General features: G+C 62.6%; 26 protein-coding genes. 16 read left to right on the forward strand and 10 right to left on the reverse strand.

Features of this window, described 5'->3' with window-relative positions; genetic code table 11:
• Window positions 1–94 precede the first annotated feature (94 nt).
• Both AC0L3E_RS12110 and AC0L3E_RS12115 read left to right on the forward strand, forming a co-directional pair.
• Entirely contained in the window at window positions 95–463 is a 369-nt protein-coding gene (locus AC0L3E_RS12110; RefSeq protein WP_127380100.1) for an SH3 domain-containing protein, read from the forward strand.
• 443 nt (window positions 464–906) lie between these two features.
• Complete coding sequence (locus AC0L3E_RS12115) at window positions 907–1,332, forward strand: Ros/MucR family transcriptional regulator (protein ID WP_013532660.1); 426 nt, start codon at window positions 907–909, stop codon at window positions 1,330–1,332.
• Between the two features lie 167 nt (window positions 1,333–1,499).
• Here the strand turns inward: AC0L3E_RS12115 and AC0L3E_RS12120 are convergent, their stop codons facing one another.
• Both AC0L3E_RS12120 and AC0L3E_RS12125 read right to left on the reverse strand, forming a co-directional pair.
• A complete protein-coding gene (locus AC0L3E_RS12120) occupies window positions 1,500–1,928 on the reverse strand; it encodes a SufE family protein (RefSeq protein ID WP_127268169.1) in 429 nt (142 codons plus the stop codon).
• 101 nt (window positions 1,929–2,029) lie between these two features.
• Complete coding sequence (locus tag AC0L3E_RS12125) at window positions 2,030–2,383, reverse strand: DUF5330 domain-containing protein (protein WP_027035810.1); 354 nt, start codon at window positions 2,381–2,383, stop codon at window positions 2,030–2,032.
• A 536-nt stretch (window positions 2,384–2,919) separates the two neighbouring features.
• Here AC0L3E_RS12125 and AC0L3E_RS12130 point away from each other — a divergent pair.
• The 3 genes from AC0L3E_RS12130 (at window position 2,920) to AC0L3E_RS12140 (ending at window position 5,839) form a co-directional block, all read left to right on the forward strand.
• Window positions 2,920–4,650, forward strand: coding sequence for a sensor histidine kinase (locus tag AC0L3E_RS12130; RefSeq protein WP_473604848.1), 1,731 nt, complete (start codon window positions 2,920–2,922; stop codon window positions 4,648–4,650).
• On the forward strand, window positions 4,625–5,422 hold the full coding sequence (locus tag AC0L3E_RS12135) for a peptidoglycan-binding domain-containing protein (RefSeq protein WP_128309500.1): 798 nt from the start codon (window positions 4,625–4,627) through the stop codon (window positions 5,420–5,422). The genes AC0L3E_RS12130 and AC0L3E_RS12135 overlap by 26 nt, the downstream gene beginning before the upstream one ends.
• A gap of 69 nt (window positions 5,423–5,491) precedes the next feature.
• On the forward strand, window positions 5,492–5,839 hold the full coding sequence (locus AC0L3E_RS12140) for a DUF1491 family protein (protein ID WP_127268163.1): 348 nt from the start codon (window positions 5,492–5,494) through the stop codon (window positions 5,837–5,839).
• Here the strand turns inward: AC0L3E_RS12140 and AC0L3E_RS12145 are convergent.
• Window positions 5,817–6,854, reverse strand: a complete 1,038-nt coding sequence (locus tag AC0L3E_RS12145; protein WP_473604849.1) for a hypothetical protein — start codon at window positions 6,852–6,854, stop codon at window positions 5,817–5,819. The two genes, AC0L3E_RS12140 and AC0L3E_RS12145, sit on opposite strands and share 23 nt — an antisense overlap.
• Before the next feature lie 188 nt (window positions 6,855–7,042).
• On the opposite strand from AC0L3E_RS12145, the gene AC0L3E_RS12150 reads away from it, so the two are divergent.
• The gene (locus AC0L3E_RS12150) at window positions 7,043–7,231 is read left to right on the forward strand and encodes a hypothetical protein (RefSeq protein ID WP_127321658.1); all 189 of its coding nucleotides are present in this window, start codon (window positions 7,043–7,045) and stop codon (window positions 7,229–7,231) included.
• A gap of 140 nt (window positions 7,232–7,371) precedes the next feature.
• On the opposite strand, the gene AC0L3E_RS12155 is transcribed toward AC0L3E_RS12150, so the two are convergent.
• From AC0L3E_RS12155 to AC0L3E_RS12180, 6 genes are all read right to left on the reverse strand, one after another.
• Window positions 7,372–7,941, reverse strand: a complete 570-nt coding sequence (locus AC0L3E_RS12155) for a DUF1254 domain-containing protein (protein WP_127271883.1) — start codon at window positions 7,939–7,941, stop codon at window positions 7,372–7,374.
• The gene (locus tag AC0L3E_RS12160; protein WP_473604850.1) at window positions 7,934–8,518 is read right to left on the reverse strand and encodes a DUF1214 domain-containing protein; all 585 of its coding nucleotides are present in this window, start codon (window positions 8,516–8,518) and stop codon (window positions 7,934–7,936) included. Before AC0L3E_RS12160 ends, AC0L3E_RS12155 begins: the two co-directional genes overlap by 8 nt.
• 205 nt (window positions 8,519–8,723) lie before the next feature.
• Window positions 8,724–10,877, reverse strand: coding sequence for a transglycosylase domain-containing protein (locus AC0L3E_RS12165; protein WP_127327194.1), 2,154 nt, complete (start codon window positions 10,875–10,877; stop codon window positions 8,724–8,726).
• A gap of 227 nt (window positions 10,878–11,104) precedes the next feature.
• Window positions 11,105–12,544, reverse strand: a complete 1,440-nt coding sequence (locus AC0L3E_RS12170; protein WP_128307469.1) for an FAD-binding oxidoreductase — start codon at window positions 12,542–12,544, stop codon at window positions 11,105–11,107.
• Window positions 12,545–12,781: 237 nt separating this feature from the next.
• Window positions 12,782–13,714 (reverse strand): dimethylarginine dimethylaminohydrolase family protein, encoded by a 933-nt coding sequence (locus AC0L3E_RS12175; RefSeq protein ID WP_027035801.1) that lies wholly within the window; start codon window positions 13,712–13,714, stop codon window positions 12,782–12,784.
• A complete protein-coding gene (locus tag AC0L3E_RS12180; RefSeq protein ID WP_128307468.1) occupies window positions 13,701–15,329 on the reverse strand; it encodes a zinc-binding metallopeptidase family protein in 1,629 nt (542 codons plus the stop codon). The genes AC0L3E_RS12175 and AC0L3E_RS12180 overlap by 14 nt, the downstream gene beginning before the upstream one ends.
• A gap of 84 nt (window positions 15,330–15,413) precedes the next feature.
• Between AC0L3E_RS12180 and AC0L3E_RS12185 the strand changes: the two genes are divergently transcribed.
• From AC0L3E_RS12185 to AC0L3E_RS12205, 5 genes are all read left to right on the forward strand, one after another.
• Window positions 15,414–16,310, forward strand: coding sequence for a LysR substrate-binding domain-containing protein (locus tag AC0L3E_RS12185; protein ID WP_013532647.1), 897 nt, complete (start codon window positions 15,414–15,416; stop codon window positions 16,308–16,310).
• A 119-nt stretch (window positions 16,311–16,429) separates the two neighbouring features.
• Window positions 16,430–17,524 carry an ABC transporter ATP-binding protein gene (locus tag AC0L3E_RS12190; RefSeq protein ID WP_128307467.1) on the forward strand — a complete coding sequence of 365 codons (1,095 nt, stop codon included), beginning with the start codon at window positions 16,430–16,432 and terminating at the stop codon, window positions 17,522–17,524.
• Between the two features lie 67 nt (window positions 17,525–17,591).
• A complete protein-coding gene (locus AC0L3E_RS12195; protein WP_023812803.1) occupies window positions 17,592–18,707 on the forward strand; it encodes an ABC transporter substrate-binding protein in 1,116 nt (371 codons plus the stop codon).
• A 25-nt stretch (window positions 18,708–18,732) separates the two neighbouring features.
• Complete coding sequence (locus tag AC0L3E_RS12200; protein ID WP_127267594.1) at window positions 18,733–19,566, forward strand: ABC transporter permease; 834 nt, start codon at window positions 18,733–18,735, stop codon at window positions 19,564–19,566.
• Window positions 19,566–20,369 (forward strand): ABC transporter permease, encoded by an 804-nt coding sequence (locus AC0L3E_RS12205; protein WP_128307466.1) that lies wholly within the window; start codon window positions 19,566–19,568, stop codon window positions 20,367–20,369. The genes AC0L3E_RS12200 and AC0L3E_RS12205 overlap by 1 nt, the downstream gene beginning before the upstream one ends.
• Here the strand turns inward: AC0L3E_RS12205 and AC0L3E_RS12210 are convergent.
• Window positions 20,366–21,154, reverse strand: a complete 789-nt coding sequence (locus AC0L3E_RS12210; protein WP_473604851.1) for a 2-keto-4-pentenoate hydratase — start codon at window positions 21,152–21,154, stop codon at window positions 20,366–20,368. The genes AC0L3E_RS12205 and AC0L3E_RS12210 overlap by 4 nt on opposite strands.
• A gap of 268 nt (window positions 21,155–21,422) precedes the next feature.
• On the opposite strand from AC0L3E_RS12210, the gene AC0L3E_RS12215 reads away from it, so the two are divergent.
• The 5 genes from AC0L3E_RS12215 (at window position 21,423) to AC0L3E_RS12235 (ending at window position 25,151) form a co-directional block, all read left to right on the forward strand.
• Window positions 21,423–21,830: a DUF3168 domain-containing protein gene (locus AC0L3E_RS12215; protein ID WP_292337611.1), complete on the forward strand. Its 408-nt coding sequence runs from the start codon at window positions 21,423–21,425 to the stop codon at window positions 21,828–21,830.
• Window positions 21,831–22,005: 175 nt separating this feature from the next.
• Window positions 22,006–22,308, forward strand: a complete 303-nt coding sequence (locus tag AC0L3E_RS12220) for a hypothetical protein (protein WP_127269164.1) — start codon at window positions 22,006–22,008, stop codon at window positions 22,306–22,308.
• 137 nt (window positions 22,309–22,445) lie between these two features.
• Complete coding sequence (locus AC0L3E_RS12225; RefSeq protein WP_023812809.1) at window positions 22,446–23,111, forward strand: response regulator transcription factor; 666 nt, start codon at window positions 22,446–22,448, stop codon at window positions 23,109–23,111.
• Window positions 23,095–24,528, forward strand: coding sequence for an ATP-binding protein (locus tag AC0L3E_RS12230; RefSeq protein ID WP_473604852.1), 1,434 nt, complete (start codon window positions 23,095–23,097; stop codon window positions 24,526–24,528). The genes AC0L3E_RS12225 and AC0L3E_RS12230 overlap by 17 nt, the downstream gene beginning before the upstream one ends.
• A 185-nt stretch (window positions 24,529–24,713) precedes the next feature.
• Window positions 24,714–25,151, forward strand: a complete 438-nt coding sequence (locus AC0L3E_RS12235; protein WP_292337608.1) for a hypothetical protein — start codon at window positions 24,714–24,716, stop codon at window positions 25,149–25,151.
• The last annotated feature ends 82 nt before the right edge of the window (window positions 25,152–25,233 follow it).

The raw sequence follows: 25,233 nt of genomic DNA on the forward strand, positions 1-25,233 counted from the left end.
TTGAACGGCGAATGAACACGCCGCTCAGGGCAGGTTCAAGAGCCACAGCGTATGGGTTGTGTCGGCTCCAGGAGATGAGCCGGGAGGAGAGATGATGACTATTTGGCCTCGGACTGCTGCGGCTTTCGCCGTTGCTTCACTAACTCTGGCCTTTGCCGGCCAGTCTCATGCGACCGTATTCGCGGCTTGGCAAGTGGCCAATGTGCCGTTCGGCGACACGCTCAATGTGCGCAAATACCCTTCGGGCGCATCCCAGAAGCAGGCGGCATATCCGAACGGGACCGTTCTGCAGATGACCGGGCGATGCACCGGCGGAATAAACCTGCTCGACATCGCCAACCAGCCGGCATGGAAGCAGGAACAAAAGATTCGTTTTCGCTGGTGCGAAGTCTGGCATGATCCGGCCCAGAACGGCAAATTCGTCACCGGCTGGGCGTATGGTAAATACATCACGCCGCATTGATTGATCCGGCAGCAATCAGCCGATCCGCCGGATGACAGGCATGTCGCCTGATTGCTTGCGTATGACCGCGGCAACCTGTGGTTTTGTGGACGAATGCGAACAACCAATATTGCCCGGCGATAGCCAAACAAAATCAAACATTAAAACCCATTTCGTGAGATGCCGCGAATGTAACGGTGAGCTGACGTTGCGTCAGCCGTTGCCGACGAGCGCGCGAAATATCGATAAATTACACAATGCACGAAAGATTGAAGCTGATCGCGGAATAATTGATCAATATCGTTCAATATAGTGTAAGGGCCGAATTGACTTACTTGGTCTGGGCGCTCATTGATGTGCCCGCGACACGAATCGTAGAAACTCTACCTGCACAAAATTCGTGCGATGCCCTGCTTGTAAAAAAGGGCGCAGATCGATGTAACTCTTGTTGGGGCCCGAAGACCATGGATATTGTCGAAACACCTTCCAGAAACAGCGATGCGCTGATCGAATTGACCGCCGATGTGGTGGCCGCCTATGTCAGTAACAATCCCGTGCCGGTCGGCGAATTGCCGAACCTGATATCCGATGTCCATGCTGCGCTCGGGCGTGTGGGCGGAACCGCCGAACAGCCGCCTGCCGACAAGCAGAAGCCGGCGGTCAACCCGAAGCGGTCGGTTCATGACGACTACATCGTCTGCCTTGAAGACGGCAAGAAGTTCAAGTCGCTGAAGCGCCATTTGATGACCCACTATGACCTGACACCGGACCAGTATCGCGAAAAGTGGAACCTTGACCCGACCTATCCGATGGTTGCACCCAACTATGCGGCTGCCCGGTCACAGCTTGCCAAGAAGATGGGCCTCGGCCGCAAGCGCAAAGCGCGGTAATCGCTGCCAGAGCAATTCAAGGAAAAGTGAAACGGTTTTCCTGGGAAAGCGCATAGAGCTCTCCCTTGGGAATAGCGTCAAAATAAGCCAGATCGGATCGACATCAACGGCGCCTTCGGGCGCCGTTTGATTTTTGCGCCGCGAGGCGCGGATCCGGTATGAAGGTGTCAGGCGGTCTGCTTGAGCGCTGCCTCGGCGTCGCGCTTGATGCGCTTGACCATCGAGCGAAGGCCGTTGGCGCGCTGCGGCGACAGATGTTCGTCGAGGCCGAGTTCTTTCAATGTCGCTTCCGCATCGGTCTGCTGGATTTCGCTGGCGGTCCTGCCGGAAAACAGCGCAAGTATGATCGCAACCAGTCCACGCACGATGTGAGCGTCCGAATCGCCCGTGAAGGTGATGACTGGGTCGGCTCCAGCCCCGCGTTCGGTGGTCAGCCAGACCTGACTGACGCATCCCGGCACCTTGTTGGCGGCGCTGCGCTGCTCGTCGGGAAATGGCGGCAGCGCCTCGCCGAGTTCGATGACATAGCGATAGCGGTCTTCCCATTCCTCGAGGAACGAAAAATCGTCGCGGATCGTCTGGATCGTGGTGGTCATAATGCCGGATATAGTCACGCGGCGGCTCCGCGTCACGGAAAAAACAAGGACACCGCGGGCGTCGAGAGGGCAGACAGCCCGCGGTGCGCCGTCGAAGCGGCTTAATTCTGAGGCGGCAGGTTGACGGTCTCGGGCAAGACGATTTCTTCGGGCAGGCTGCCGGTCATCGTCGACGTGTCGGGGCCGGCGGCGGACTTGTCGTCCATCATCGCTGCCGCGATCTTGGCGGTCTCCTTGGCGCGGGCGGTGATGGTGTGCATTGCCGACTTGCCGGTCTCGCAGACATCGGGCTTGCGTTCGCAAATGCCGGCGATATCGCCAACCGCTTCGCGTGCCGCAAACAAGGCCTGGATCGGCCCGACGCTTTCGCGGCCCGATTCATCGGGGCCGACAGCCAGCGGCAGCGCCAGCAGCACCAGCGAAAACCAGAAAGCCATTCTTATGAGGAAGACCATGCCCTTGCCCTCTCGTCGTGACCGGATCATGCATCCATATGGCATGACCTCTTTTGTAGGCAGGATCTTGGCACACAGGCGCAAAGGACGGCTTGCGGGCAAAGAGAGAATTTTCCTCAAATTTTAGACAAATTGGAAACGAAGCATTCTGTAATCGATTTGTCTCAATTGCCAGTGATTTTCCCTAACAACAAATAACCATATATCCCTATGATTTTGCTCTATTTTTTGTGGAATGTGGAAGTCCGGGTGCCGTGTGTGCCTGTCCGATAGGTGCCGTCGCCGGATAACTCTCCGTTTACTATGGCTGCATTTGCCCGTGCTTTCGGCGGCCGGCATCCCGATATTTGCCGCAGGCCAGGGCCTTGGTCGGCCTTGCCTTATCCATTCCTTAAACGCTGGATGCCAGTTTCAAAGCCAACCAGAACCATCTGCAAAGCAGAGCTGTCCACGACAAGTGCGAGTGCGTTGAGTTGAGTTCAATCAAGGCCAGATACGTTGAATTGCCTGGCGCGATTTCTGCCGGTTGCGAACGTATGGTCCATCCGTCCATCCTTGGGCGGAGCCACCGCGAGCGCCAGCGCCGTTTCATCGGCGTCATGCTCGCCGCTCCTTTCTTTGCCGCCGGCACCGCGGTCACCCTGGTCACTTCAGGCATGGGCGTTGCCGTCACCATGGCCGCCATCTTCGCCGCCTTTGGCCTGTGCTGGTTCGTCGCCTTGCTGGTGGCGGCGACCGGCAAGATGGCGATAGCGAGTGGGCTCGCCCTGGTGCTGGCCGGCATTTCTCTCGGCAGTCTCATTGCCGCCGCGGGCGGGCTGAGTTCGCCTGTCGCCATGCTTGTCCTGGCGCTGCCTTTCGAAGCCTGGTGGATCGGCGGCTCGCGACGTGCAGCACTGTGGGGAGCCGTGTCGGCCGCTGTCGCCATCCTGGCTCAGCCTTTGGCTGGAACCGTATTTCCGTTCGCAGGAGCGCAGATCGCGGCGTGGCACTGGCTGGTGCCGTTGGCGTGGGCGCTTACGCTGATGCCGCGTGCATCGGCGTTTCAAAACACGGCCGACGCGGCTGTGGTCGACACTGCCGACCGGCTCGAAGAAATCATCGATGCGGTGGTCTTGCGGGTCGCCCGCCATGGCGAGGTCCTGGACGCGTCGCCGAAAGCGCGCACGCTTTTGAAACTGCCGCCCGAACTGCTGTCTGGAAACGGCCTCTTCGATCGCGTCCATCTGTCGGATCGCGTTTCCTATCTCAGCGCAATGGCCGACATGCGCGACGGTGCGCTGTCGCGCCGGCTCGAATTGCGCATCCGCCTGCCTCAGAACGGCAATAGCCTGACGGCCGACAATTACCGCCCGTTCTCGCTTGATCTGGTGCGCGGTGAGGAACAGGGTGACGTCTTTACGCTCGTCCTGCGCGAGAATGACGAGATCGCCCGGTTGCGCGAGGATCTCGCGGCGGCCAATGAGGCGGCCGCATCCGCCGAAGTGGCGAAGGGGCGCTTCCTGGCGGTGGTCAGCCACGAACTGCGCACGCCGTTGAATGCCATCATCGGCTTCTCGGATATGCTGCTGCATGAGATGTTCGGCGGCTTCAAGGATCCGCGCCAGAAGGAATATGTCGGCCTGGTGAGGGATTCGGGCCAGCATCTGCTCGCCGTCGTAACCTCGATACTCGACGTGTCCAGGATTGAATCGGGCGTTTATGCGACCGAGCCGGAGCCGTTCCGGTTCGCGGAAGCGGTCGACATGTGCCAGTCGATGATGCAGCTGCAGGCGCAGGCCAAGAACATCGATCTGCGGGCGCAGATCGCGCCGAACGCCGGCGACATCAATGCCGACCAGCGCGCCGTGCAGCAGATGCTGATCAACCTGGTCTCCAATGCGATCAAGTTCACCCCCGACGGCGGCGACGTCGTCGTCGGTGCCAAGCGGATCGGTTCGCGCCTGCATTTCTGGGTCAGGGATACCGGCATCGGCATCGCCGAGGAGGATTTCGCCAATCTCGGCAAGCCCTTCATGCAGATCCAGAACGACTATACCCGCCGTTTCGAGGGGACTGGTCTTGGCCTTTCACTGGTCAAGGGCCTGGTGGCGCTGCACGAAGGCACGATGTCCATCGAAAGCATGCCGGGCGAGGGCACCACGGTGACCATCAGCCTGCCGGTGAACGGACCGAAGGGACATCAGGCGGAGAAGGCCGGCGTGCTGACCATGCCTGTAGCGATGGCGAAAGGGGACAGAGATGGCTCGCTCCGCAAAACCGGCTAAGGCGGTCAAGCGCCGCAGCAATGCCTTTCAGGACGGCGCTGTTGCCGTCGGCGGCATGATCTCGCGCAATCCTGTCCTGGTGGGCGGCTCGACGGCATTCCTGGTGACGCTGTTCTACGTCTCCGCAAATGCCTTGTGGTACCAGCCTTTCCCGCATGCCGGCGCATTCTTCGCGACCCGCAGCATTGCGGGCTTTCCGCACGCGGCGCCCGACGAGCCGGAAACGACGTTCAACATCGTGCGGCCATCCGGCGCGCCGGCACCGATCAAGGGCGATCCGGTTGTCGAGCAGGTGCAAGGCATATTGAAGGATCTTGATTTCTATTCGGGAACGGTCGACGGCATTTCCGGACCCAACACCCGCAAGGCCATCCAGGACTATCAGCAGAAGGTCGGGCTCAACGCGTCCGGCGAGATCGACGCGCTTCTGCTCGATCAACTGGGCGCGACGCCGAAAACCGCTTCCGTCGTACCCAGGCCGCAGCCGCGCCCGGATATGCCGGCCGCCGTTCCGGTGTCTTTGCAGACAGGTTCAGGACAGACAAATTCCGGGCAGGCGGATGCCGAGACGCAAGCGCCCGATGCCCGCATCGTCAAGATCCAGGCCGGGCTCAAGGCGTTCGGCAATGACGACATGCAGCTGGATGGTGTCGTCGGCGCGCGCACCAAGGCGGCGATCAAGGAATTCCAGTCGCTGTTCGGGCTGCCGCAGACCGGCGAGCCCGATGAGATCGTCTACGTCAAGATGCGCGAGATCGGCCTGACCAACTGACGGCTGAAACGACGGCTCGGCCAGCGGCGGAAATATCGATGGAGAACCGGCAGTTTAGGGAGCTCTCTCATGCGCGTCACATCGGATCTGTGGGTCTCGGCCCTGTTGCGCCGGGTTTTCGGCGCCGGGGGATTTGCTGCCGTGGTCAAGCGCGGCGCGACCGAGGCCGGCGCTGTGTTCGTCCTGGCGCGGGGCAGGCTGGGCGAGGTTGCCCTGTTCGGGCCGGCGCCGCAGACAAGCTATGATTCGGCCAAGCCCGACGACCGGTTTTTCACTCAGCTCGGAACCGGCGAGGATGCCACAGTGCTCGACGCCAGGCTGGAAAGGGAGAAAAAATTCGATCCCGATATCTGGGTGGTCGAGATCGAGGCCGGCACCGTGCCCGTCGAGGAGCTTATTTCCGTGAAGACGCCCTGAGGCCGGACGAAGCCGCCGCATCGTCGCTGTTCGAGGCGGTGCGTGTATCGCCGTTGGCAGGTGCTGCGCCGCGAACCACCCTTGAAAGGGCTTCCGCCCGCCACGACCGCATCTTGTCCTGGGCCGCTTCACGATGCAGCAGCCGGTAACGGTCGAGGAAGGTGCGGATAGCCTGCGGATGCGGGAACTGGTTGGGATAGACGGCAACCGTGATCAGGAAGGCCCTGTCTTCGCTGAGGTCGAGCGAGCGCAAGGCGGCAAGCAGCGAGGCATAATTCTGGTTGGCGGTGAGCGATCGCGCGATCTCGAAATCGATATCGAGTGCATCGGCGAGCGCGGTCTGGAAGAACGCGGCGTTTCCCGTCAGCGCTGTCTCGCGCAATTTCACATAGATGTCGGCGCCCTTGAAAGGATCGGCGTTCGTCGCTGCCGCCTCGTCGCCCGTGCGCATCATCGAGCGCAGCCTGCGCCGTGCATTCTCAGCCGCGATGCCGAGTGCCTGTTCCCGGGCGGGCTCGTCAGAGGCGGTTACCGTGCTCGCTGGCGCGATCTTGTCTGCCGCGGCGGCATTCGCATCCGGTTGCGGCGCGCGCACCAGGGTTGGCCTCTCGAGGGCCTTGATCAGATCAGCGATGGTCGGGTTCAAACCCTTGCGGCGCGCGATGGCACGCGCATGCGGCAGGCCATGTCGCCCGATCAGCGCGATGAGATCGATGTCGCTGACGGCGCGTGAGCGGATGAGCAGCGGCGCGGCAATGTCGACCGGTTCCTCGCAAAGGCGGCGCACCAGGGCGGCGGGGGCGTATTCGCATTCGGAAAGGGCGGCTGCCACGTAACGGCGAGATTCGACGGACACGTCATTGAACAGCGGCAGCGTCAGGTCTTCGAGTTGACCGATCTCGCGGCGTGATGGGCGGGTGAGCGAACAGAACGCCGACACCGCGGCTCGGAACAGCCTTTCGGCCTTTCCCGAGTCTTTTCGCACCGCGATTTGCCTGAAGTCCGAAGATGACACGAAGGATACGCCCGTACTCGACACAACCTTGACGACGCTCGACCGGGACCGTGCCGGTTCCGAGAGTGCCAAGAACAAAGTTCAAGTTAGCGACGATCCGTTAGCGTTCCGTTAACCCTCTGCCGGCCTTAATGACATTTGGAGGCGTTGCGTTGTGCTCCGGGGAAACCGAGAGGAATGCGCGAACCATGGGCATGGTACTGTCTTTCGTGCCGCGTACGGCACCAAACACCAGAGTAAAGCAAACCGCCGAAATGCCGGCGGCAGTGATCATCTTTCCCGGCATCCGTTACGAGCGGCCGCATGCCGGCGAAGTGCGGCCGATCGATCCCGACAAGCCGGGCTCGCCAGGAACAAAACCGGTCCCGCACCACTGAGTTTCGGCGGCCACGGACCTTTGGTCCGGGGTCATGTCTAGTGCATGTCGCCCAAAAGTGACCTCGGTTTTGGGAGAACGACATGCATAAAAACAAAGATCCAAAGCGGGTCGTCTGAATCCGTTCAGACGCGACACGCTCTAGAAGTCCTGCAACTCGCAGGAACTCTGTTCGAAGAAGCGCGACACGATCGGCTTCCAGCTGCTGTCGGGCACGAAGGCGCGGATGACGAAGATGCCTTCCTCGATCGGCGCTTCGACGAAGATCGCTCCTTGAAGATCCTCGGGAAGATCCTTGCGCACGTCGATCATCTGCGCCGGCGTCAGCACGACGGCATCCAGAACGCCGCCGGTCGCTGTGTGGTCGTTGAAGGAATAGATGTTGTGGCCGCTGCGGTCATAGACCGACACCGACCAGAACGGGACATGCCCAGGTGCCTTGACGCGGACCATGCCTTCGCCCAGATCGAAACGGCAGGCCGTCGCGTAAAACAGCGGGTCGACGGATTTCACCACGGGCGCGCCACCGGCCTCGGCATCGAGCCGCGTCATCTTGTAGAGATCCGACGCCATGGACAGCCGCGACCAGGCATCGCGTTCGGAAAACTCGGGCACCAGCAGCAGCACGGCGATGTGCACGATGCCGGCGCCGAGCAGACCGAGCAGGACGGCATGCAGAAGTCCGCGCATCGCAGCGTAAAAACTACGCATTGCAGCCGACCTTGACGATATGCGGCAGCGAGACGTCCGACAGGCCGGTGCTGCTGGCGATTGGCGTGTCGTAGAAGGTCAGCACGAAATACATCCTGCCGAAGCCGTCTGTCAGCAGCCAATTGCCCGGCATCGGGTGATGGCCGGCTGAAATGATCACCGAATTGTCGGGCTGGCGCACCACCCCGTAGGATTGCAGCGCCGCCAGCCGGGGTTTGCCGGTTTTGACCACGCCGAGCGACTGGTCGGCGGCATAAAGCGTCCAGAACCGTGCCGTCGGAAAATCACCCTCGATTGTGTAGGTGCATTCGCGCTTGAGCTCGGCGCCGGCCGCGTCTCGCTCGGCGACGAAGGACAGCCCCTCGGCGCGGCCGAGCGCAAGCACACCCTCGCGCGCCACGCGGGCCTTGGAATAGGGATCGGCGGCCGGTGTGCCGATATCGGGAAAGGCCGTCCATTGGCCGATCCTGATGGCGCCGACCCCATCCTGGATTTTCAGCGCATACCAGACGCTGCCGCCACCGCCGACGATGGCTATGGCAAGCGAAAGCAGCGTCAGGAAGGCAGTTTTGAGCATGAGGGGCCGGGAACACGAAGAGTTGCCGCTCGGGGATATCGCGGCGTGGGGCCTTGTGGCAAGCGGGCCGACGTAGAATTGCAGACGGCTCTCCCTTCTCCCCTTGCGGGAGAAGGTGGCCGAGCGAAGCTCGGTCGGATGAGGGGTGTTCCAGCTTGGCAATGGCGGTGATCCGGCCATCACCCCTCAACTGTCTCGGCGCCAATCACAGCGCCGATAGCGTCTCCGGCAGTTGCGGCGTACTGAGGACGGGCGCCGAATGGAACAGCGTGGTCATGTCCCGCAGCGTCTGGGTCGTGCGGCTGGACAGCACCGGCGGCCGTTCGGCGGCTGCATCGGCCGCCGCCTGATCGTCGCTCTTCTTCTGTGCTTCCTCGGCCTTGGCGGCGATCTCCTCATCGACGAAGGGCTTGTCGATGCCAGGGATCGGCTTGAGGTCGATGTTCTGGTGCGCGTAGACCATCAGTCGCTGCCACACCATCGCCGGCAGTGAGCCACCGGTCATGTTCTTGGTCGGCGTGAAGTCGTCATTGCCCATCCATACCGCCGCCGTGTAGTTGCCGGTGAAGCCGACAAACCAGGCGTCGCGGTAGGACTGCGTGGTGCCTGTCTTGCCGGCGACGACGATGTTGGGAAGTTGGGCTCGCCGCGCCGTACCCATCACCGGCACTGCGGCCAGCATGGTGTTCATCGATTTGAGCGCCTGCTCGGACAGCACCCGGTGTGGCGGCGGCGCGTCCTTGGCGAAATCATAGACCACCTCGCCGGTGCGGGTGACGAGTTGGCTGATGCCGTGCCGGGAGCCGACGAAGCCGTTGTCGGCGAACACGCTGTAGCCCGTCGCCTGGTCCATCACCGTCATGCTCGAGGTGCCGAGCACCATCGTCTTATGTGCTTCGATCGGCGATTCCACGCCCATCGCCTCGGCCATGGCCTTGATCGGGCCGATGCCGAGATGATCCTTGGCCAGCCGCACCGGCACGGTGTTGATCGACTTGGCCATTGCCATGATCAACGTGACGTTGCCGGCCGATCCGCCGTTGTAATTGTGCGGCGACCAGCTGCCCCAGCTGATCGGGCCGCCGGAAATGATGGAGTTGGGGGTGAAGCCGTGTTCCATCGCGGTTGCGTAGACATAGGGCTTGAATGATGAGCCGGTCTGGCGCAGCGCCTTGGTGGCGCGGTTGAACTGGCTGGCCCCATAGTCGCGGCCGCCGACGATGGCGCGCACGGCGCCGTTGGTCTCGATGACGACGACGGCACCTTCGGTGACGTTGTACTCCTTGCCGAACTGGCGCAGGTGGAACTCCACCGATTCTTCCGCCGCCTTCTGGATGTTGGCGTCAAAGGTGGTGTGGGCGAGAAGCGAGTGCTGGCCAGGTTTGGCGATCTTCTTGACCTCGTCGAACGCCCAGTCGAGATAATAGTCAGGGCTTTTCTGTTCGCCGCGGTCGACGACATCGGCCGGATGCAGCCTGGCCTGCAGAACCTGGCCTTCGGTCATGAAACCGGCATCCACAAGGTTGGACAGCACCACATTGGCGCGCGCGCGCGCCGCCGGCAGGTTGATGTGCGGCGCATATTTGGTCGGCGCCTTGAACAGGCCGGCCAGCATCGCCGCCTCGGCCAGGTTCAGGTCCTTGACGCTCTTGCCGAAATAGAAGTCGGCGGCAGCCTCGATGCCGAACGTGCCGCCGCCCATATAGGCGCGGTCGAGATAGAGCTGCAGGATCTCCTTCTTCGACAGATTGGCCTCGAGCCACAGCGACAGGAAGGCTTCCTTGATCTTGCGCTCCAGCGTGCGCTCATTGGTGAGGAACAGGTTCTTGGCCAACTGCTGGGTGATGCTCGATCCGCCCTGGACGACGGAGTTCGCCCGCACATTCTCGAAGATCGCGCGCGACAGGCCGAGCACATCGATGCCGTAGTGATCGAAGAAGCGACGGTCCTCGGTGGCAAGCACCGCCTTGATGACGTGATCGGGCATCTCGTCGACCGGCACGGAATCGCGCTGGATGATGCCGCGCTGGCCGATCTCGTTGCCGTAGCGGTCAAGGAAGGTGACGGCGAAGTCGCCCTGGGCGCGCCAGTCGCCGGCCGTGTCCTGGAAAGCCGGAATGGCCAGCGCCAGCATCACCACGATGCCGACGGCGCCGAGCGTGAAACCTTCGCTCAACAGTTCGATGATGCCACGGCGCCAGCCGTTGACGCGGAAGCGCCGCGAGAAGATCGTCGCTGATTCCCAGAACTGGCGCGCCTTGAAGCCGATCTCATAGAGCGAGGAATCGATCCACGCATCGAGCGCCAGCAGCCGAGCGGCGATCGGACCTCTTCTTTTGCGCGGTTCGGGACTGGCCATTCGGAATCCGGCTAGCAATTGCACGACCTGAGAACCGCAAACCGGCAATTTCAGGGCGATGCATTCCGGGAGACTATTCCTCCATTTTTCCAGCACTCACAAGGGCGGCGAAGACACAGTATTGGGTTTGTTGCTGATGGGCCGGCCCAAGAATACAGCCGGCGCCAACAGCATGTGCCCGCGCCTCCAGCGGAGGCGTGAGCTTTTTCACTGCAGCACGGCGCGTCTCATGCGGCTCGCAAGCTTTCTTTTGGACGCAAATTCTGGTTCATGCGGAACAGGTTCAGCGGGTCGTAGCGCTGCTTGATTTCCAGAAGCCGTCGATGGTTGCCACCATAGGCCGCTTCGACCCGGTCGACCTCGTCCTCCGGCATGAAGTTCACGTAGGCGGTGCCGGCGGCATAAGGTTTGGCCGCCTCGTAGATTGAACGAGCCCAGTCGGTGCAAGCCTTGTCCATCGTCGGTTCGCGCCAGCGGGCGTGAACGTTCATGACGAAATGCGAACTGCGCTGTGGGAACGCCGTTGCGTCCGCCTTGACGCGACCTGCCGCGCCGCCGACATGGCCGATAAATATCTCGCACTCGGGTCCCGGCAGCTTGGCTATTGCCCCCCTGACGACCGCAGCCGCCTCCTCGGAAAACTCGGTGAAGTCATGGCTCTTCCAGTAGTTGCGGGCGCCGGGCGTGAGCAGTGGGTCGAATGCCTGCTGCCAGCCGGTGAACGGGCTGGGGCCCACGACATCGGCAATCGGCGTGCCGATGGCTCGAAGTTTCTGCGTCGCCTTTTCGCCCGTCTCAATATCGCCGCAATAGCACATGGCCAGAACCAGAACCTCCTTGCCATGCCATTCCGCGGGCAGGAAGGGCAGCGGCGGCGCCTGCCGCATGACTACCCAGCAGGTCAACTCGTCAGGAGCGGTTTCGAGCGCCTTGCGATACTCCCGCAGCACCTTTTCGGCATCGGCGAAGGGATGGACGACAAGCCCTGCCAGCACTTGCGGTCCAAACTCATGGAGATGGAACTCGAATGCCGTGACGACGCCGAAATTGCCGCCGCCGCCGCGCAGCGCCCAGAACAAGTCGGGATTTTCGGTCTGGCTGGCCCGGAGCAGTTTGCCGTCGGCGGTGACCACATCGGCGGAGGCAAGATTGTCGATGGTCAGGCCGAATTTGCGGGTGATCCAGCCGAAGCCGCCACCCAGCGTCAGGCCGGATATGCCGGTGGTCGAGTTGATTCCGGTCGGCACCACCAGCCCGAAGGCCTGCGTTTCCTTGTCGACATCGGCAAGCGTCGCGCCAGGCCCGACCCATGCCCGCCGCGCCGCGACATCGACCCGCACCGACTTCATCAACGACAGATCAATCATCAGGCCACCATCGCAGACCGCACTTCCGGCAATGTTGTGGCCGCCGCCGCGCACGGAGACGAGAAGCCTGTTCTCCCTGGCGAAATTCACGGCACTGATGACATCGGAAGCGCCGACGCAGCATGCGATCAGCCCGGGTCGTCGGTCGACCGTGGCATTCCAGACTGTTCGTGCTTCGTCATAAGTGGCATCGCCTTCGCTCAGTACGGTGCCGCGCAATTGTGCCGAAAATGCTTCCAGGGCCGCAGCGTCGATTGTCGTTTTGCCGCGTTCAAGCGTGGTGAGGCTCATGGAATTCATGGTTTCCTCCCGAGTTGCAGATGAGCTGTCCTCTCCCAAAAGACGTTCTTACTGTGCGCTTATATTAGCTATCGCGCAAGTTTCGCGTCGGCCAGCGTTGCGACTCGCAAGCGGGGCACATGGTGCCGCCAGCCGGCGATCTCAGCCGTTTTGCGCGCGCGACCTTGCAACCGGCCGCCAGGATGCCGATCATGCTGATGCGAATGTGAGCGAAGCAGCGTAGCGCTATCCCACTCCTCAGGCCGGTTCGCGCTTCAGCGCCTGCGCCATGCAGTGGATGCCGCCGCCGGTCTTCGAGATCTCGCTCATGTCGACGGCCGCGACCTCGAAGCCGCGCGCCTTGAGCTGGCCGATCAGCGCCTGGCTGGAGGTCGGCGCGATCACCCGGTCCTTGCCCAGCGACATGAAGTTGCAGCCCAGCGCCATCGTATCCTGGAACGGCACGTCGATGATCTCGTGGCCCTTGCCCTTCAACCAGTCGACAATGCCGGGTTCGGTGCAGGCCAGGCAGACAGCGGTCAGTTTTTCGGCGATCGGCACCACCATCAGGTCGATATGAACATAATACTCGTCGATGAAGGCGATGCGGGTTTCCCAACCTTCCTTGTCGAACCATGCCTGCACCTGGCGGGCGCCTTCTTCCTGCGTACGCGCGCCGCCGCAGCCGATCAGCACGACGCCGTCCTCGATGACGTTGAAGTCGCCGCCCTCGAACGTGCCTGCCGTGACCATGTCGTAGATCGGGATGCCGAGCTTTTCATAGGTGCGGATCGCGGCATAGTTCTCGCCGCGCCGCCACCAGTTGGCCATGGCGGTAATGAAGGCGCCGTAGGGCGTCATGACGCTGGAATCGCGGGAATAGACCTGCATCGGCAGCTCAGGCGTCGGCTCGTGCCAGTGGATGTTGACGCCGAAATGCTCGTAGGCGGCGACCAGGTCCTTGTGCTGCGCCTGGGCGATCTGGACGTTGCAGGGCGCCTCGCGCAGATGCTTTCGCGACAGCGAACTGGTCGACAGATGGCGCAGGAAATTGGGTGAGCCAAGCAGGACGTCGGTCAGCACGTCGGTCTCGTTGGCAAAACCCCAGGCGGTCAGCGGCTTGGTGCCGCCGGCGGGGTTGCGGCGCTGCAGCGAAAACGGCTCGGCGACAATGCGGTCATGAACGGTCATGGGATGCTCCTCGTGAAGTGGTTTGGGGTGTCTGATTGCTCGGTATCCACCAGTCTCGTCCGCGCGGGGTGGTGACATATTCTGGCCATCGAAACCCGATCGGCGGGTCGTAGTCGCAGAGCGGCGCAATCCAGTTCGAACCACCGATTCCGCCGCCGGTGCGGGCGACGAATTCATTCATCGCCGCATCGCGGGCGGTCTGGTCTTCCAGCAGGCGGAGCGCCGCCAGCGCGACCGTCTTGGACGCGCAGATGACCATCGGGTCGATCGTCGCCGAAATGCCGCCCAGCGCATTCATCACCCATGCCGGATAGGGATAGCCGGTCTCCGAACGCAGCGCCGGGCGGGCGACATAGAACCGTGCTGTCGGCGTATGCCAGCTCATGTCGGTGTAATCGTCGGAGGTCGAATTGACTTGCGAGGGCGGCAGATCGCGGCGCAGGATCGCTTCCGCCGCCTGCGGCTCGATCAAGCGCTCGAGTTCTTCGATGAACGGCTCGTCGCTCGCCATGCGCCCGGCATTGACCTGTATTTCGCGGGCAACTGCCTTGGCGTCCTCGTCCCAGCGCGGCGGCCCAGCCGTCGACAGCGCTTCATAGGCGATTTCGGCCATGGCATGGTTGGCAAGTCCCGGTCGTGACTTCGACACCCAATGCCGCTCATGGCGGCAGCCGCTCATGCTGGCAGCGGCCTCGGCATTGCGGTCGAGCACCGTGGTGACCTGCTCGGCCATGGCAAGCGTCGGCACGCGGATCATGTACTGGATCTCGGCCAGCCCGGCCGGCAAATTGTCGGCGGTTGCTTGCCCCGCCGTCAGAATCGCTTCGCTGATCGACCAGCCGCCCTGGTGCGGCAGTATGGAATCGCGCAGAGCCTTGGAGGCCATGTACATCATCATCAATGCGTCGTTGGCGCCGGGGGCGCGCGCCGCCGAATGTGCTTGCGGAATGGGTGCAGCACCCGCAGCCAGCGCCCAGCGCTCCGGTTGGTCGCAGATGAAGCGATAGATCATCGCGTAGGCCGCGCCGCAATGCGTGTCCCAGCGCGCCGTGTTGCAGAGCGGCAGCATGTAGAACGGATGAAAGGAGATCATGCCGGCAAGGCCGTCATAATAGCCCTTGGCGGCATGGATCGGCTTTGACCCGCGCACCTTTTCCGCCGGCTCGCCGGTGAAGCGCAGCGTGCCTGATATGCCGTGGCGCTGCATCGCCGCCTTGGTCGCCAGCAGCCCGCCGAGGCTCGAAATCCCGAGGCCGGAATGCGGGTCGGTGTGGCCGCCGGCCTGGTTGCCAAGTCCCCGGCGCGGACGCTCGACCGTAGCGGCATCCTGGCAATTGCCCGGCACCGCGTCGTATTCGGCGTACATGCCGATGGTCGGGCCGGGGCCGTTGGTCCAATGCGCGCAGAAGGCGGTCGGCATGCCGGCGGAGCCTTCTTCGACGGAAAAGCCTTCGAGTTTCAGCCGCTCGACATACCAGGCGGCTGATTGATACTCCCGCCACGCGGTCTCGCCGTAATCGAAGATGGTGCGTGTCCACGCGGACAACAACGGCTGGATGCCGTCGAGACAGGCAAGGGCGGTTGCTTGCGCCGAGGTGGCCACCGGTTTCTCCATGGCATGAGAAGAAAGCAGTGAAGCGGGTCGCTAAAAAGTGATATGTTTTCCCGGTTCGTGCAAATTCGGTTCACCTGAGGTTCCTTGCGTATACCATCGACACAAGCGCTGCGCGCGCTCGACAGCTTCGCCCGGCACGGCAGCGTCTGGCGCGCCGCCGACGAGTTGCACCTGACCCGCAGCGCTGTTAGCCATCAGCTTCGCCTGCTGGAGCGCGACCTCGGCTTCGACCTGCTCGAACGCATCGGCAAGGGCGTGGCGTTGACGCCGCGCGGCCAGCGCTACGCCAGCGATGTGCGCAAAGCGCTCACCGTTCTGGGCGACGCGGTGACGCGCGATGCCGGCACCGGAGTCGGCGGCTCGTTCGCCGTCAGTTGCACGCCCGGCTTCGCCTCGCTGTTCTTGTGCACCCATATCGGCGAGTTCCGGCAGATGTATCCTGACGTGGCGCTGCGCATCCTGACGCCGCGCCGGCTCGACGATGTCAGCAATGCCGATGCCGATGCCTTCATTGCGTTTGGTGTCGGCAATTGGCCGAACCGGGCGGTCGAGCCGCTCTGTGAAATCTCGTTCACGCCGCTCTGCAGCCCGACACTGCTCAACAAGGTCGGTGGTTTTTCCCGGCCGTCGGACGTGCTGCGCGCCAACCTGCTGCATCTCGATGACACCGAGGATTGGGCGCGCTGGCTGGCGCTGTCCAAGGTGGAAAACCCCGACATTGAGGGCGGCATCTTCTTTTCGGACATGAACCTCGTCTTTTCGGCGGCGATTGCCGGCCAGGGCATCGCCATGGGCGACGAACTGACCAGCCGGCGGGCGCTGAGCGAGGGCCGGCTGGTCAGGCCGTTCGACATAGCGATCAAGTCGCCGCGTTCCTATTTCCTGGTCTCCGAACACGCCAAGGCTTCGCATCCGGTGCTGGAAGCGTTCGCAGGATGGCTGCGGTCGAAACTCCAGGAGAACCGCATTCTGCCGTATTGAGGGCAGGTGGCGACATCTCGCCATAGATGAATGGAATTTGCCGATCACGCGAAAACTATTCGGTTGCGGTGAGCCGGCACCCTGCCTACGATTTCGACAAGCGTTAGGGAAAGGGCAGTATGCAGCAACCCGGCCGTGCCGCAGAGATCAAGGCAATCGGGATCGGCAAGAGCTTCGGCTCATTCCGTGCGCTGGACAATCTGTCGCTCGATATCGGCCGTGGCGAGTTCCTGACCCTGCTCGGGCCGTCCGGTTCGGGCAAGACCACCTTCCTGATGATCCTTGCCGGCTTCGTGCAGCCGACCGAAGGCAAGCTGTTCAGCGACGGCGTCGACATCACCGACCGGCCGGCCGAGCAACGTGCCGCCGGCATGGTGTTCCAGGGCTACGCGCTGTTCCCGCATATGAGCGTCGAAGCCAACATCGCCTTCCCACTCAAGGTGCGCAAGAAATCGGCCGCCGACATCAAGCGCCGCGTCGGCGAGATGATCGAGCGCGTCGGCCTCAAGGGCCACGAGAAAAAACTGCCGGCGCAATTGTCAGGCGGTCAGCAGCAGCGTGTGGCGCTGGCCCGCGCGCTGGTGTTCGAACCGGGCGTGCTGTTGCTCGACGAACCGTTTTCCGCGCTCGACAAGGGCCTGCGCGGCCAGATGCAGGCCGAGATGAAGCGGCTGCACCAGGAGACCGGGACCACCTTCGTCTTCGTCACCCACGACCAGAGCGAGGCGCTGGCGCTGTCGTCACGCGTTGCCATCTTCAACCACGGCAAATTGCTGCAGGTTGGAGCGCCCGACGAGGTCTACGACCGGCCGGACAACCGCTTCGTCGCCGAGTTCCTCGGCGAGATCAACATGCTGCCGCTGAAGGGGGTCAAGCCTGCCGGCAATGGCTCGACCGGCCTGTGCGAGGACCGCGCGGTCAGCATGGGCTGCAAGGCCGAACTCGTGCGCGGCGATGCCATCCTGGCGATCCGGCCCGAATACATGTCGATATCGAGCGAGGCGGCAGATGGTGAGAATGGGATCGCCGCTACCGCCACCAACTCCACCTATCTCGGCGCGGCAACGCGGCTCGACCTGACGACGCGGCAAGGCGCCAAGGTCACGGTCTCGGTGCCCAACGAGGTGGCGGCCGCGGCGCTGAGCAAGGGCAACTCCGTCTGGCTCACCTGGCCGGCGGAAAAGGGTTTCCTCCTTCCGCATGGAGGACAATGACAAGCGGTGTCGCGAGACATCGCAGCACCGCTTTCGGGCACTATTAACAACAAAAAGGGGAACTGACATGACACATGATACCAAGAAACAAGCCATCGAGAGCCTGTCCGCCAGGGCAGGTCGCGGCGAGATCTCGCGCCGGCAGTTCACGCAGCTGGCGGCACTCGTGCTGGCCGGCACGCCGATGCTGCTGCGCTCGACAGGTGCCTTTGCGCAGGCCAAGGAACTTGTGCTGGTCAACTGGGGTGGCGATGCCATCACCGCCTACGATGCCGCCTATGGCCAGGCCTTCACCAAGGACACCGGCATCACCGTCAAGATGGACGGTTCGGGTCCGACCGAAGGTGCCATCGCCGCGCAATTCAAGAGCGGCGCGCCGACCTGGGATCTCGTCGATGTCGATCCGTTCTCGGCCATCACGCTCGGCGCCCAGGGGGCTCTCGAGCCGATCGATTACAACATCGTCGACAAGAAGAAGATGCGGCCCGGCTTTGGTTGGGAATACGCCGCCTCGACCTATTTCTTCTCCTATGTCATCGCCTATGATTCCGAGAAGTACGGCAAGGACGCGCCGACCGGCATGGCCGATTTCTTTGATGTGAAGAAATTCCCCGGCAAGCGCTCGCTCTACAAATGGGGCGTGTCGAGCTGGGAAGCGGCGCTGCTCGCCGACGGTATCGCGCCTGCGTCGCTCTACCCGCTCGACCTCAAGCGCGCCCATGACAAGATCGCCGCCTTCAAGGAAAACGTCGTTGCCTATTGGGGTGGCGGCGCCGAAAGCCAGAGTGTGCTGCTCAATGGCGAGGCCTCGATGGCGATCGTCTGGTCGACCCGCGCTTCACTGATCGAGCAGGATAGCGGCGGCAAGATCAAGTTCATCTGGGACCAGGGCCTGATCTCGCCCGGTGCGCTCGCCGTGCTCAAGGGCAATCCCGGCGGCAAGGACGCTGCGATGAAGTTCATCGCCAGTGCCCAGGACCCTGAAAAGCAGCTGGTCATGTTCGACAAGCTCGGCCAGGGCCCCGCCAACCCGGCGGCAGACGCGCTGATCCCGGCCGACAAGAAGCGCATCAACCCGGTCGATCCCGAGAACATGAAGAAGCAGATCGCGCTCGACATGGACTGGTACGCCAAGAACTACGGGCCGGCGCTCGACGAATACACCAAGATCATCTCGGCCTGATCAGGGCAGGGGTAATCGGGTCGAAATGAGATCCTATCTCTCCGACAGGATGGGCGCGGCGCTGTTGATGGCGCCGCTGCTCCTGTTTCTTGTCCTGGCCTATGCCTGGCCGTTCCTCGGCGTCGTCAAATGGAGCTTCACGCTGCCGACGCCCGGCCTCGGCCAGTATGAGGCGCTGCTTACCGACGATCTCGTGCAGTCGGTGTTCATCCGCACGCTGCGCATCGCGGCGGTCGTCACCGTGGTTTCGGTGGCCGCTGCCTACGCCATCACCGTCGTCTGGGTGCGTGGAACCCCGGCACAGCGCCTGGTCGCCGAGTTCTGCATTCTCGTTCCCTTCTGGATTTCCGTGCTGACCCGTGCTTTCGGCTGGGTGGCGCTGCTCTCCAATCGCGGCCTGATCAACAGCTGGCTGCAGGCGATCGGCTTCATTTCCGAACCGTTGGCGCTGGTGCGCAACGAATTCGGCGTCATCGTCGGCATGACGCATTTCCTCATTCCTTTCGCCGTCTTCCCGCTGGCATCGGCCATGCGCAGCCTCGACGACCGCGTGCTCCTGGCCGCGCGCGGGCTCGGCTCCAGCCGCATGCGCACCTTCTGGACAGTGTTCGTGCCGATGACTCGCTCCGGCATCATCGGCGCGGCGATGATCGTGTTCGTCTTCTCGCTCGGCTTCTTCGTCACGCCGGCGATCCTCGGTGGCGGCCGCAGCGTCATGATCGCCGAGCTGATCTATCTCAGGATCTTCCAGAGCCCGGACTGGGGCCTGGGGGCGGCGATCAGCGTCGTGTTGGTGCTGTTCGTCGGCGCGCTGATGGCGCTTTTGTTCCGATATGTCAGACCGAAGCAGTTGATCTGATGCCGACCTACCGCCCCGGTCCCGTCTCGCTGATCATCGCCGCCTTCGTGGCGCTTTTCCTGCTGATGCCGCTGCTCGCGGTCATCCCGGTGTCGCTGACGCCGAGCCGCATGCTGGCAATGCCGTCGGGCGAACTGTCGCTGCGCCACTACCGGGCGCTGGTCGAGGACCCGCGCTGGCTCCAATCGATCCTGCTCTCGATCCGCATCGGTGTCGTCAGCAGTGCCTTTTCCACCGTGCTCGCGCTGTGCTTCAGCCTCGGCGTCTGGATGTTCCAGCCGCGCTTCACCGCGGCCCTGGTCGGTTTCGTGCTGCTGCCGATGGTGGTGCCGCCGGTGGTCTCGGCGATCACGCTCTACTTCCTGCTGACCTCGATGTCGGGCTTCAGCACGTTCTTCGGCTATGACACATGGCTCGGCGTCGCCATGGCGCATTCGGTGATGACGGTGCCCTTCGCCACCGTGCTGATGCTGGTCTCGCTCAGCCAGCTCGACCGGCGCATCGACCTTGCCGCGCGGGGCTTAGGGGCCACTGTGTGGGAGCGCGCCACCCGCATCATCATGCCCAACATCAAGTTCGGCATCATCACAGCGGCACTGCTCTCCTTCGTGCTGTCGTGGGAAGAAATCGGCGTCACCCTGTTCATCACCTCGGTCAACGCCATCACCCTGCCGAGGCTGATGTGGATGGGCCTGCGCGACAACATCGACCCGGCGATCGCCGCGCTCTCGGTGATCCTGATCATCATCACCGTGCTGGTGCTGGCGGTGCGCAGTTTCGTGGCCAGGCAGCGCGGAGCCTAGACAAACCGCACCGAGACGCGGCCAAACCGGCCGAGATCGCCGGTGACTTCGTCGCCTGCCTCGACGCTTATCGGCGTCACGCAGGTGCCTGTAATCACCACCTGTCCCGGTTGGAGCGCTATGCCCAGGCCCGACAGCTCGTTGACGAGCCAGGTGAGCGCGATGCGAGGATCGCCCAACACGGCCGCTCCCGATCCGCTATGTTGCGACCTTCCGGAAACGGACGCGACCACGGGGTGTTTTGCAAGATCCACGCCGCGCCAGTCGTCTTCCGCCGCCTCGCCGATGACAAACAGATTGGCGCAGGCATTGTCCGCAATGAGCTGCGGCGCCCCGACGGCGCAGAAATCGTCATAGCGTGAGTCCGGAATTTCGATCGCCGGGTGCAAGGTCGCCACGGCTTTCATCACTTCGGCGATTTCATAGGGCGCAGGACGAGGCGGCAACTCGCGGCCGAAGCGGAAAGCGAACTCGATCTCGGCCACGCGCATCTTGCTCGTCGCCAGCGAAACGGTCCCGCCGACCTCCACCGCTTTTTCGGCCAGGAGACGTCCGGCCATCGGCCTGTCGACGTTGATGTGCCTTTGTCCGGCCAGACTGGTCGCGGCAATCTTCCAGCCGAAAAGCGAGGCCGCCGAGCGATCCAGGACATGCGACTGGATGGCGTAACCTTCGAGCCGTGTTTGTGGGCGCAACGCCTCAGGTATGGCGCCGAGACGGGTGCCCTGGTCCCAGTGGCCTACCAACAACCGCGAGGCAGCCCTGGTCTTTTCTGCATCGAGCATCATCAGCTTCCGAAATTGCTTCGTGGATCGTCATGCGACCCTGTAGCGAGAATATGTAACCAGGAATCGAGAGTCCATGTTCGCGGCGCGGTGCCCGCGGACGATGGTGTTGGCAAAGTCGCCCTTTCGAGATCATCGGCATCCATCATTCCGATGACGAATCGCCATCGCCTCCGCGCGTCGAATGGCTATATCTGTCAGAACACGCAGAACGCGGACAGCTTCCGAAAAGCAATAATCGGCAGCGCAGGAACTGGAGGAAAAGACGATGACCGCGCCAGACGATTTACAGCAGGCACTGTTTCTCAGGCTGAAAAGCGATGCATCGCTGTCGGCCTTGCTGGGCGGCGCCGGACTGCTCGAACGGCCAACCGACAATGCCGCTTTTCCGTACGTGACCTGCGGCCAGACCTCCGCTTTTGACTGGGATACGAGCACCGAGAACACTGATGATCAGTTGATTACGCTGCATGTCTGGTCGAAAGCCCATGGCGACGCCGAAACGCTTGCCATCATGGCCGCCATCCAGGCGCGCCTTGCCGACGCAGCATTGGTGATTGGCCCTCGCGGCCAGACACGACTGTCGCTGGAATTCGCCGAAGCCCGCCATGACGAGGATCTGCTCGTCCATCACGGGCTGCTGCGTTTTCGCGCGATAACGCAGGAAAATGCCTGATGCGCTTTCAATATGGTCAAAACCGAGTCTAGACTGGACTTTCGCGGGATTTCACCTGTTCGAGGCGGTGAAATTCCAGGTTGATTGTCTCGCGTTGCAGGGGTGTGGCGAGGATGTTTTCAGCGGCATTCACCGTTCATTTCACGTTCAGCACCGATACGTTACAACGCCGGTCATGAAAACGCTTCGCTCCCACTTCCGAATCGCGACACTGGCGCTTTGTGCTGCCGGGCTGTTCGCGTCGCGGGCGATGGCGATGCCGGTCATCGCGCCGCCCGACCTGGCCAGTCCGATCGTACTGGCGGCGTCCGATTGCTACGCCATCGGCCAGCAGGTGGCCGAGCAGAATGGCGGAACGCTGGCCAAGGCCTCGCAATCGACGCGCGGCGGTCAGCCTGTCTGTGTCATCGTGGTGCTCGTTCCAGGCAAGGACGGACAACGTCCGCGCCGTTCCGAGATCGTCGTTCCGCTGAACTGACCCAATCAACCTTAGGCTACGTTTCCCAGGCCGCCGGAATCGGCCTATATCTGCCCCAGTCTTCAATCTGACAAAGCTCTTCAATCTGACCAAGCCCTTCAATCTGACAAAGCTCTTCAACAGGTATCGAACTCCGCATGCGTGTACTCGTCGTCGAAGATGACAAGGATCTCAATCGGCAGATATCGGATGCGCTGGTCGATGCCGGCTATGTCGTCGACCGCGCCTTCGACGGCGAGGAAGGCCATTTCCTTGGCGACACAGAGCCCTATGACGCGGTCGTGCTCGATATCGGCCTGCCGCAGATGGACGGCATAAGTGTGGTCGAGCGCTGGCGGCGCGGCGGCCGCAAGATGCCGGTGCTGATCCTGACGGCGCGCGACCGCTGGAGCGACAAGGTCTCCGGCATCGATGCCGGCGCCGATGACTACGTCACCAAGCCGTTCCACATCGAGGAGGTGCTGGCGAGGTTACGAGCCCTGATCCGGCGAGCAGCCGGCCATGCCTCGTCCGAACTGACCTGCGGGCCGCTGCGTCTCGACACCAAGGCCTCCAAGGCCGATGTCGACGGCGTGCCGCTGAAACTGACGTCGCACGAATTCCGCCTGCTCGCCTATCTGATGCACCATATGGGCGAAGTGGTCTCGCGGACCGAACTGGTCGAGCATCTCTACGATCAGGATTTCGACCGCGATTCCAACACCATCGAGGTGTTTGTCGGGCGGCTGCGCAAGAAGATGGGCATCGACATGATCGAAACCGTGCGCGGCATGGGCTACCGCATGCGTGAGCCGGAGGCGTAACTCGGAACCGCTCAAACCAACCGCAAGGACGCCGCTTTCGCTGCGTTTGTGGCCGCGTTCGCTGACGTTCCGCGTTATCGCCTTTTCCACGGTCTGGGCGATCGTGACGCTCGTTGTCATCTTCACCTTGATCACCACGCTCTACCGCCAGGCCAGCGAGCGCGGCTTCGACAGCCTGCTTTCGGCGCATCTGTTCAACCTGATCGGTTCGATCGGCATCTCCGACAGCGGAGCGCTGACTGGCGCGCCAGACCTCGGCGACCTTCGGTTCTCGGAGCCGAATTCGGGCTGGTACTGGTCGGTCGAGCCCGCTTCGGAGGGCGTGCATGGCGATCTCCACTCGTCGTCGATGACCACGACGATCCCATCACCGAGCGTTGCCGAGGTGCCGTTCAATGCCAGCTTTCAGCGCAGCTACGCAGCTGAAGGCATCGACGGCGAGCAACTCGAAGTTTTCGAGAGCGAATTCGTTCTCGACGCCAAGAACCGGGCCGCGCGTTTCCGCGTCATGGGCAACCAGAGCGAACTCGAACAGGAAATCGCTACCTTCCAGCGCCGCCTGCTGACCTATCTCAGCCTGTTCGGCGTCGGCATGATCGCCATCAACGCGATCGCCATCCTGCTCGGCCTGCAGCCGCTGCGCCGGGTCAGGAACGCGCTCGCCATGGTGCGCGAGGGCACCGCGCAGAGGCTCGACGGCCGCTTCCCGGCCGAGATCGAACCGCTTGCCAATGAAACCAATGCGTTGATCGAAAACAACAGGCGCATCGTCGAGCGGTCGCGAACACAGGTCGGCAATCTCGCCCATTCGCTGAAGACGCCGCTGGCGGTACTGCTCAACGAGGGCCGCGCGCTCGGCGGCGCCAAGGGGCAGCTGATCGCCGAACAGGCCGCTTCCATGCAGAAGCAGGTCGAACACTATCTCCAGCGCGCCCGCGTCGCGGCACAGCGCGACAGCGTCGTCTACCGCACGCCGGTGACGCCGCTGGTGCAGCGCATGGTGCGGGTTCTGCAGAAGCTCAATCCGCAGACAAATCTGTCGCTGTCGCTGCCGGCGGCCGAAATCGTCTTCGCCGGCGAGCGCGAGGATCTTGAGGAATTGCTGGGCAATCTCCTTGAAAACGCGATGAAATGGGCAAAGAGCGCGGTGCAGGTTTCGGTCGTGCCCTTGACCGGCAACGACGACCCGGCCGGCCTGTTCGAGATCAGCATAGAGGATGACGGTCCGGGCATTCCCGAGGACAAGGCGCGCGAGGCGCTGAAGCGAGGACGGCGTCTGGACGAGACAAAGCCCGGAACAGGTCTGGGGCTGGCCATTGTCGCAGACCTCGTCAACGAGTATGGAGGCGTTCTGGCGCTCGAAAGGTCCGGTATGGGCGGATTGAAGGCGGTGGTGCGATTGCGGAGCCTTCAGTGATGTTCACCAGGGCCAATCGACATAGAGGGACGGGAGATGTTATTGGCGGCATGTCGATTGGTCTCGCAGCTGCCAACGGCCAAATTTCCGACAAATATCAATACTATGGCCACGCCAACTTCTCCGATGACGCGGCCCCCGGCGCATCCATGGCAGGCTCCCACTCAAGAAAATCGGTTGTTGGCATGAAGATTCGCGTCGCTCTCGTTTCCGCATTGCTGGCCGTTTCCGGCTGCACCACCTTGAGCGGCAAGGGTCCAACCGTGGCAGTGGCACCGGCCTCGACACCTCCTTCAAGCGGCAAGGTGACCACGACGATCATTTCGGCGATGGGCGGCGGCCTCATCAGCGGGACGATCGGCAACGGCCTCAGCGAGACCGAGAAGCGCAGCGCGCTCGAGGCTGAATACAAGGCGCTGGAATACACGACCAGCGGCCAGAAGGTGACGTGGAAAGGCGCTCAGGCTTCGCGCTACGGCGAGGTGGTTCCGGCCCAGCCGTACCGCGTCGGTTCGCAGGACTGCCGCCAGTACACGCAGACGGTGTTTTCCGCCGGCGCCGGAGTCACGGCGCGTGGAACCGCTTGCCGCAACGCCGATGGCAGCTGGACGCCGCTGACCTGACGACCGTCTGCCGGCGATTGGCGGCTGGCGTCGTCAAAGCGTCGCAGCATGCATCTGTTGGCACGGCAGAGCTCTGCCGGTA

The organism is Mesorhizobium sp. WSM4822, assembly GCF_055811155.1.

Bases quoted from the DNA above. Each gene is read 5' to 3' on its own strand.
- AC0L3E_RS12180 (WP_128307468.1), bottom strand. From the start codon at position 15,329: ATGGAGAAACCGGTGGCCACCTCGGCGCAAGCAACCGCCCTTGCCTGT.
- AC0L3E_RS12130 (WP_473604848.1), top strand. From the start codon at position 2,920: ATGGTCCATCCGTCCATCCTTGGGCGGAGCCACCGCGAGCGCCAGCGC.
- AC0L3E_RS12170 (WP_128307469.1), bottom strand. From the start codon at position 12,544: ATGAATTCCATGAGCCTCACCACGCTTGAACGCGGCAAAACGACAATC.
- AC0L3E_RS12205 (WP_128307466.1), top strand. From the start codon at position 19,566: ATGCCGACCTACCGCCCCGGTCCCGTCTCGCTGATCATCGCCGCCTTC.
- AC0L3E_RS12175 (WP_027035801.1), bottom strand. From the start codon at position 13,714: ATGACCGTTCATGACCGCATTGTCGCCGAGCCGTTTTCGCTGCAGCGC.
- AC0L3E_RS12115 (WP_013532660.1), top strand. From the start codon at position 907: ATGGATATTGTCGAAACACCTTCCAGAAACAGCGATGCGCTGATCGAA.
- AC0L3E_RS12140 (WP_127268163.1), top strand. From the start codon at position 5,492: ATGCGCGTCACATCGGATCTGTGGGTCTCGGCCCTGTTGCGCCGGGTT.
- AC0L3E_RS12210 (WP_473604851.1), bottom strand. From the start codon at position 21,154: ATGCTCGATGCAGAAAAGACCAGGGCTGCCTCGCGGTTGTTGGTAGGC.
- AC0L3E_RS12235 (WP_292337608.1), top strand. From the start codon at position 24,714: ATGAAGATTCGCGTCGCTCTCGTTTCCGCATTGCTGGCCGTTTCCGGC.
- AC0L3E_RS12160 (WP_473604850.1), bottom strand. From the start codon at position 8,518: ATGCTCAAAACTGCCTTCCTGACGCTGCTTTCGCTTGCCATAGCCATC.
- AC0L3E_RS12225 (WP_023812809.1), top strand. From the start codon at position 22,446: ATGCGTGTACTCGTCGTCGAAGATGACAAGGATCTCAATCGGCAGATA.
- AC0L3E_RS12125 (WP_027035810.1), bottom strand. From the start codon at position 2,383: ATGGTCTTCCTCATAAGAATGGCTTTCTGGTTTTCGCTGGTGCTGCTG.
- AC0L3E_RS12165 (WP_127327194.1), bottom strand. From the start codon at position 10,877: ATGGCCAGTCCCGAACCGCGCAAAAGAAGAGGTCCGATCGCCGCTCGG.
- AC0L3E_RS12200 (WP_127267594.1), top strand. From the start codon at position 18,733: ATGAGATCCTATCTCTCCGACAGGATGGGCGCGGCGCTGTTGATGGCG.
- AC0L3E_RS12190 (WP_128307467.1), top strand. From the start codon at position 16,430: ATGCAGCAACCCGGCCGTGCCGCAGAGATCAAGGCAATCGGGATCGGC.
- AC0L3E_RS12150 (WP_127321658.1), top strand. From the start codon at position 7,043: ATGGGCATGGTACTGTCTTTCGTGCCGCGTACGGCACCAAACACCAGA.
- AC0L3E_RS12135 (WP_128309500.1), top strand. From the start codon at position 4,625: ATGGCTCGCTCCGCAAAACCGGCTAAGGCGGTCAAGCGCCGCAGCAAT.
- AC0L3E_RS12220 (WP_127269164.1), top strand. From the start codon at position 22,006: ATGAAAACGCTTCGCTCCCACTTCCGAATCGCGACACTGGCGCTTTGT.
- AC0L3E_RS12195 (WP_023812803.1), top strand. From the start codon at position 17,592: ATGACACATGATACCAAGAAACAAGCCATCGAGAGCCTGTCCGCCAGG.
- AC0L3E_RS12120 (WP_127268169.1), bottom strand. From the start codon at position 1,928: ATGACCACCACGATCCAGACGATCCGCGACGATTTTTCGTTCCTCGAG.
- AC0L3E_RS12110 (WP_127380100.1), top strand. From the start codon at position 95: ATGACTATTTGGCCTCGGACTGCTGCGGCTTTCGCCGTTGCTTCACTA.
- AC0L3E_RS12215 (WP_292337611.1), top strand. From the start codon at position 21,423: ATGACCGCGCCAGACGATTTACAGCAGGCACTGTTTCTCAGGCTGAAA.
- AC0L3E_RS12155 (WP_127271883.1), bottom strand. From the start codon at position 7,941: ATGCGTAGTTTTTACGCTGCGATGCGCGGACTTCTGCATGCCGTCCTG.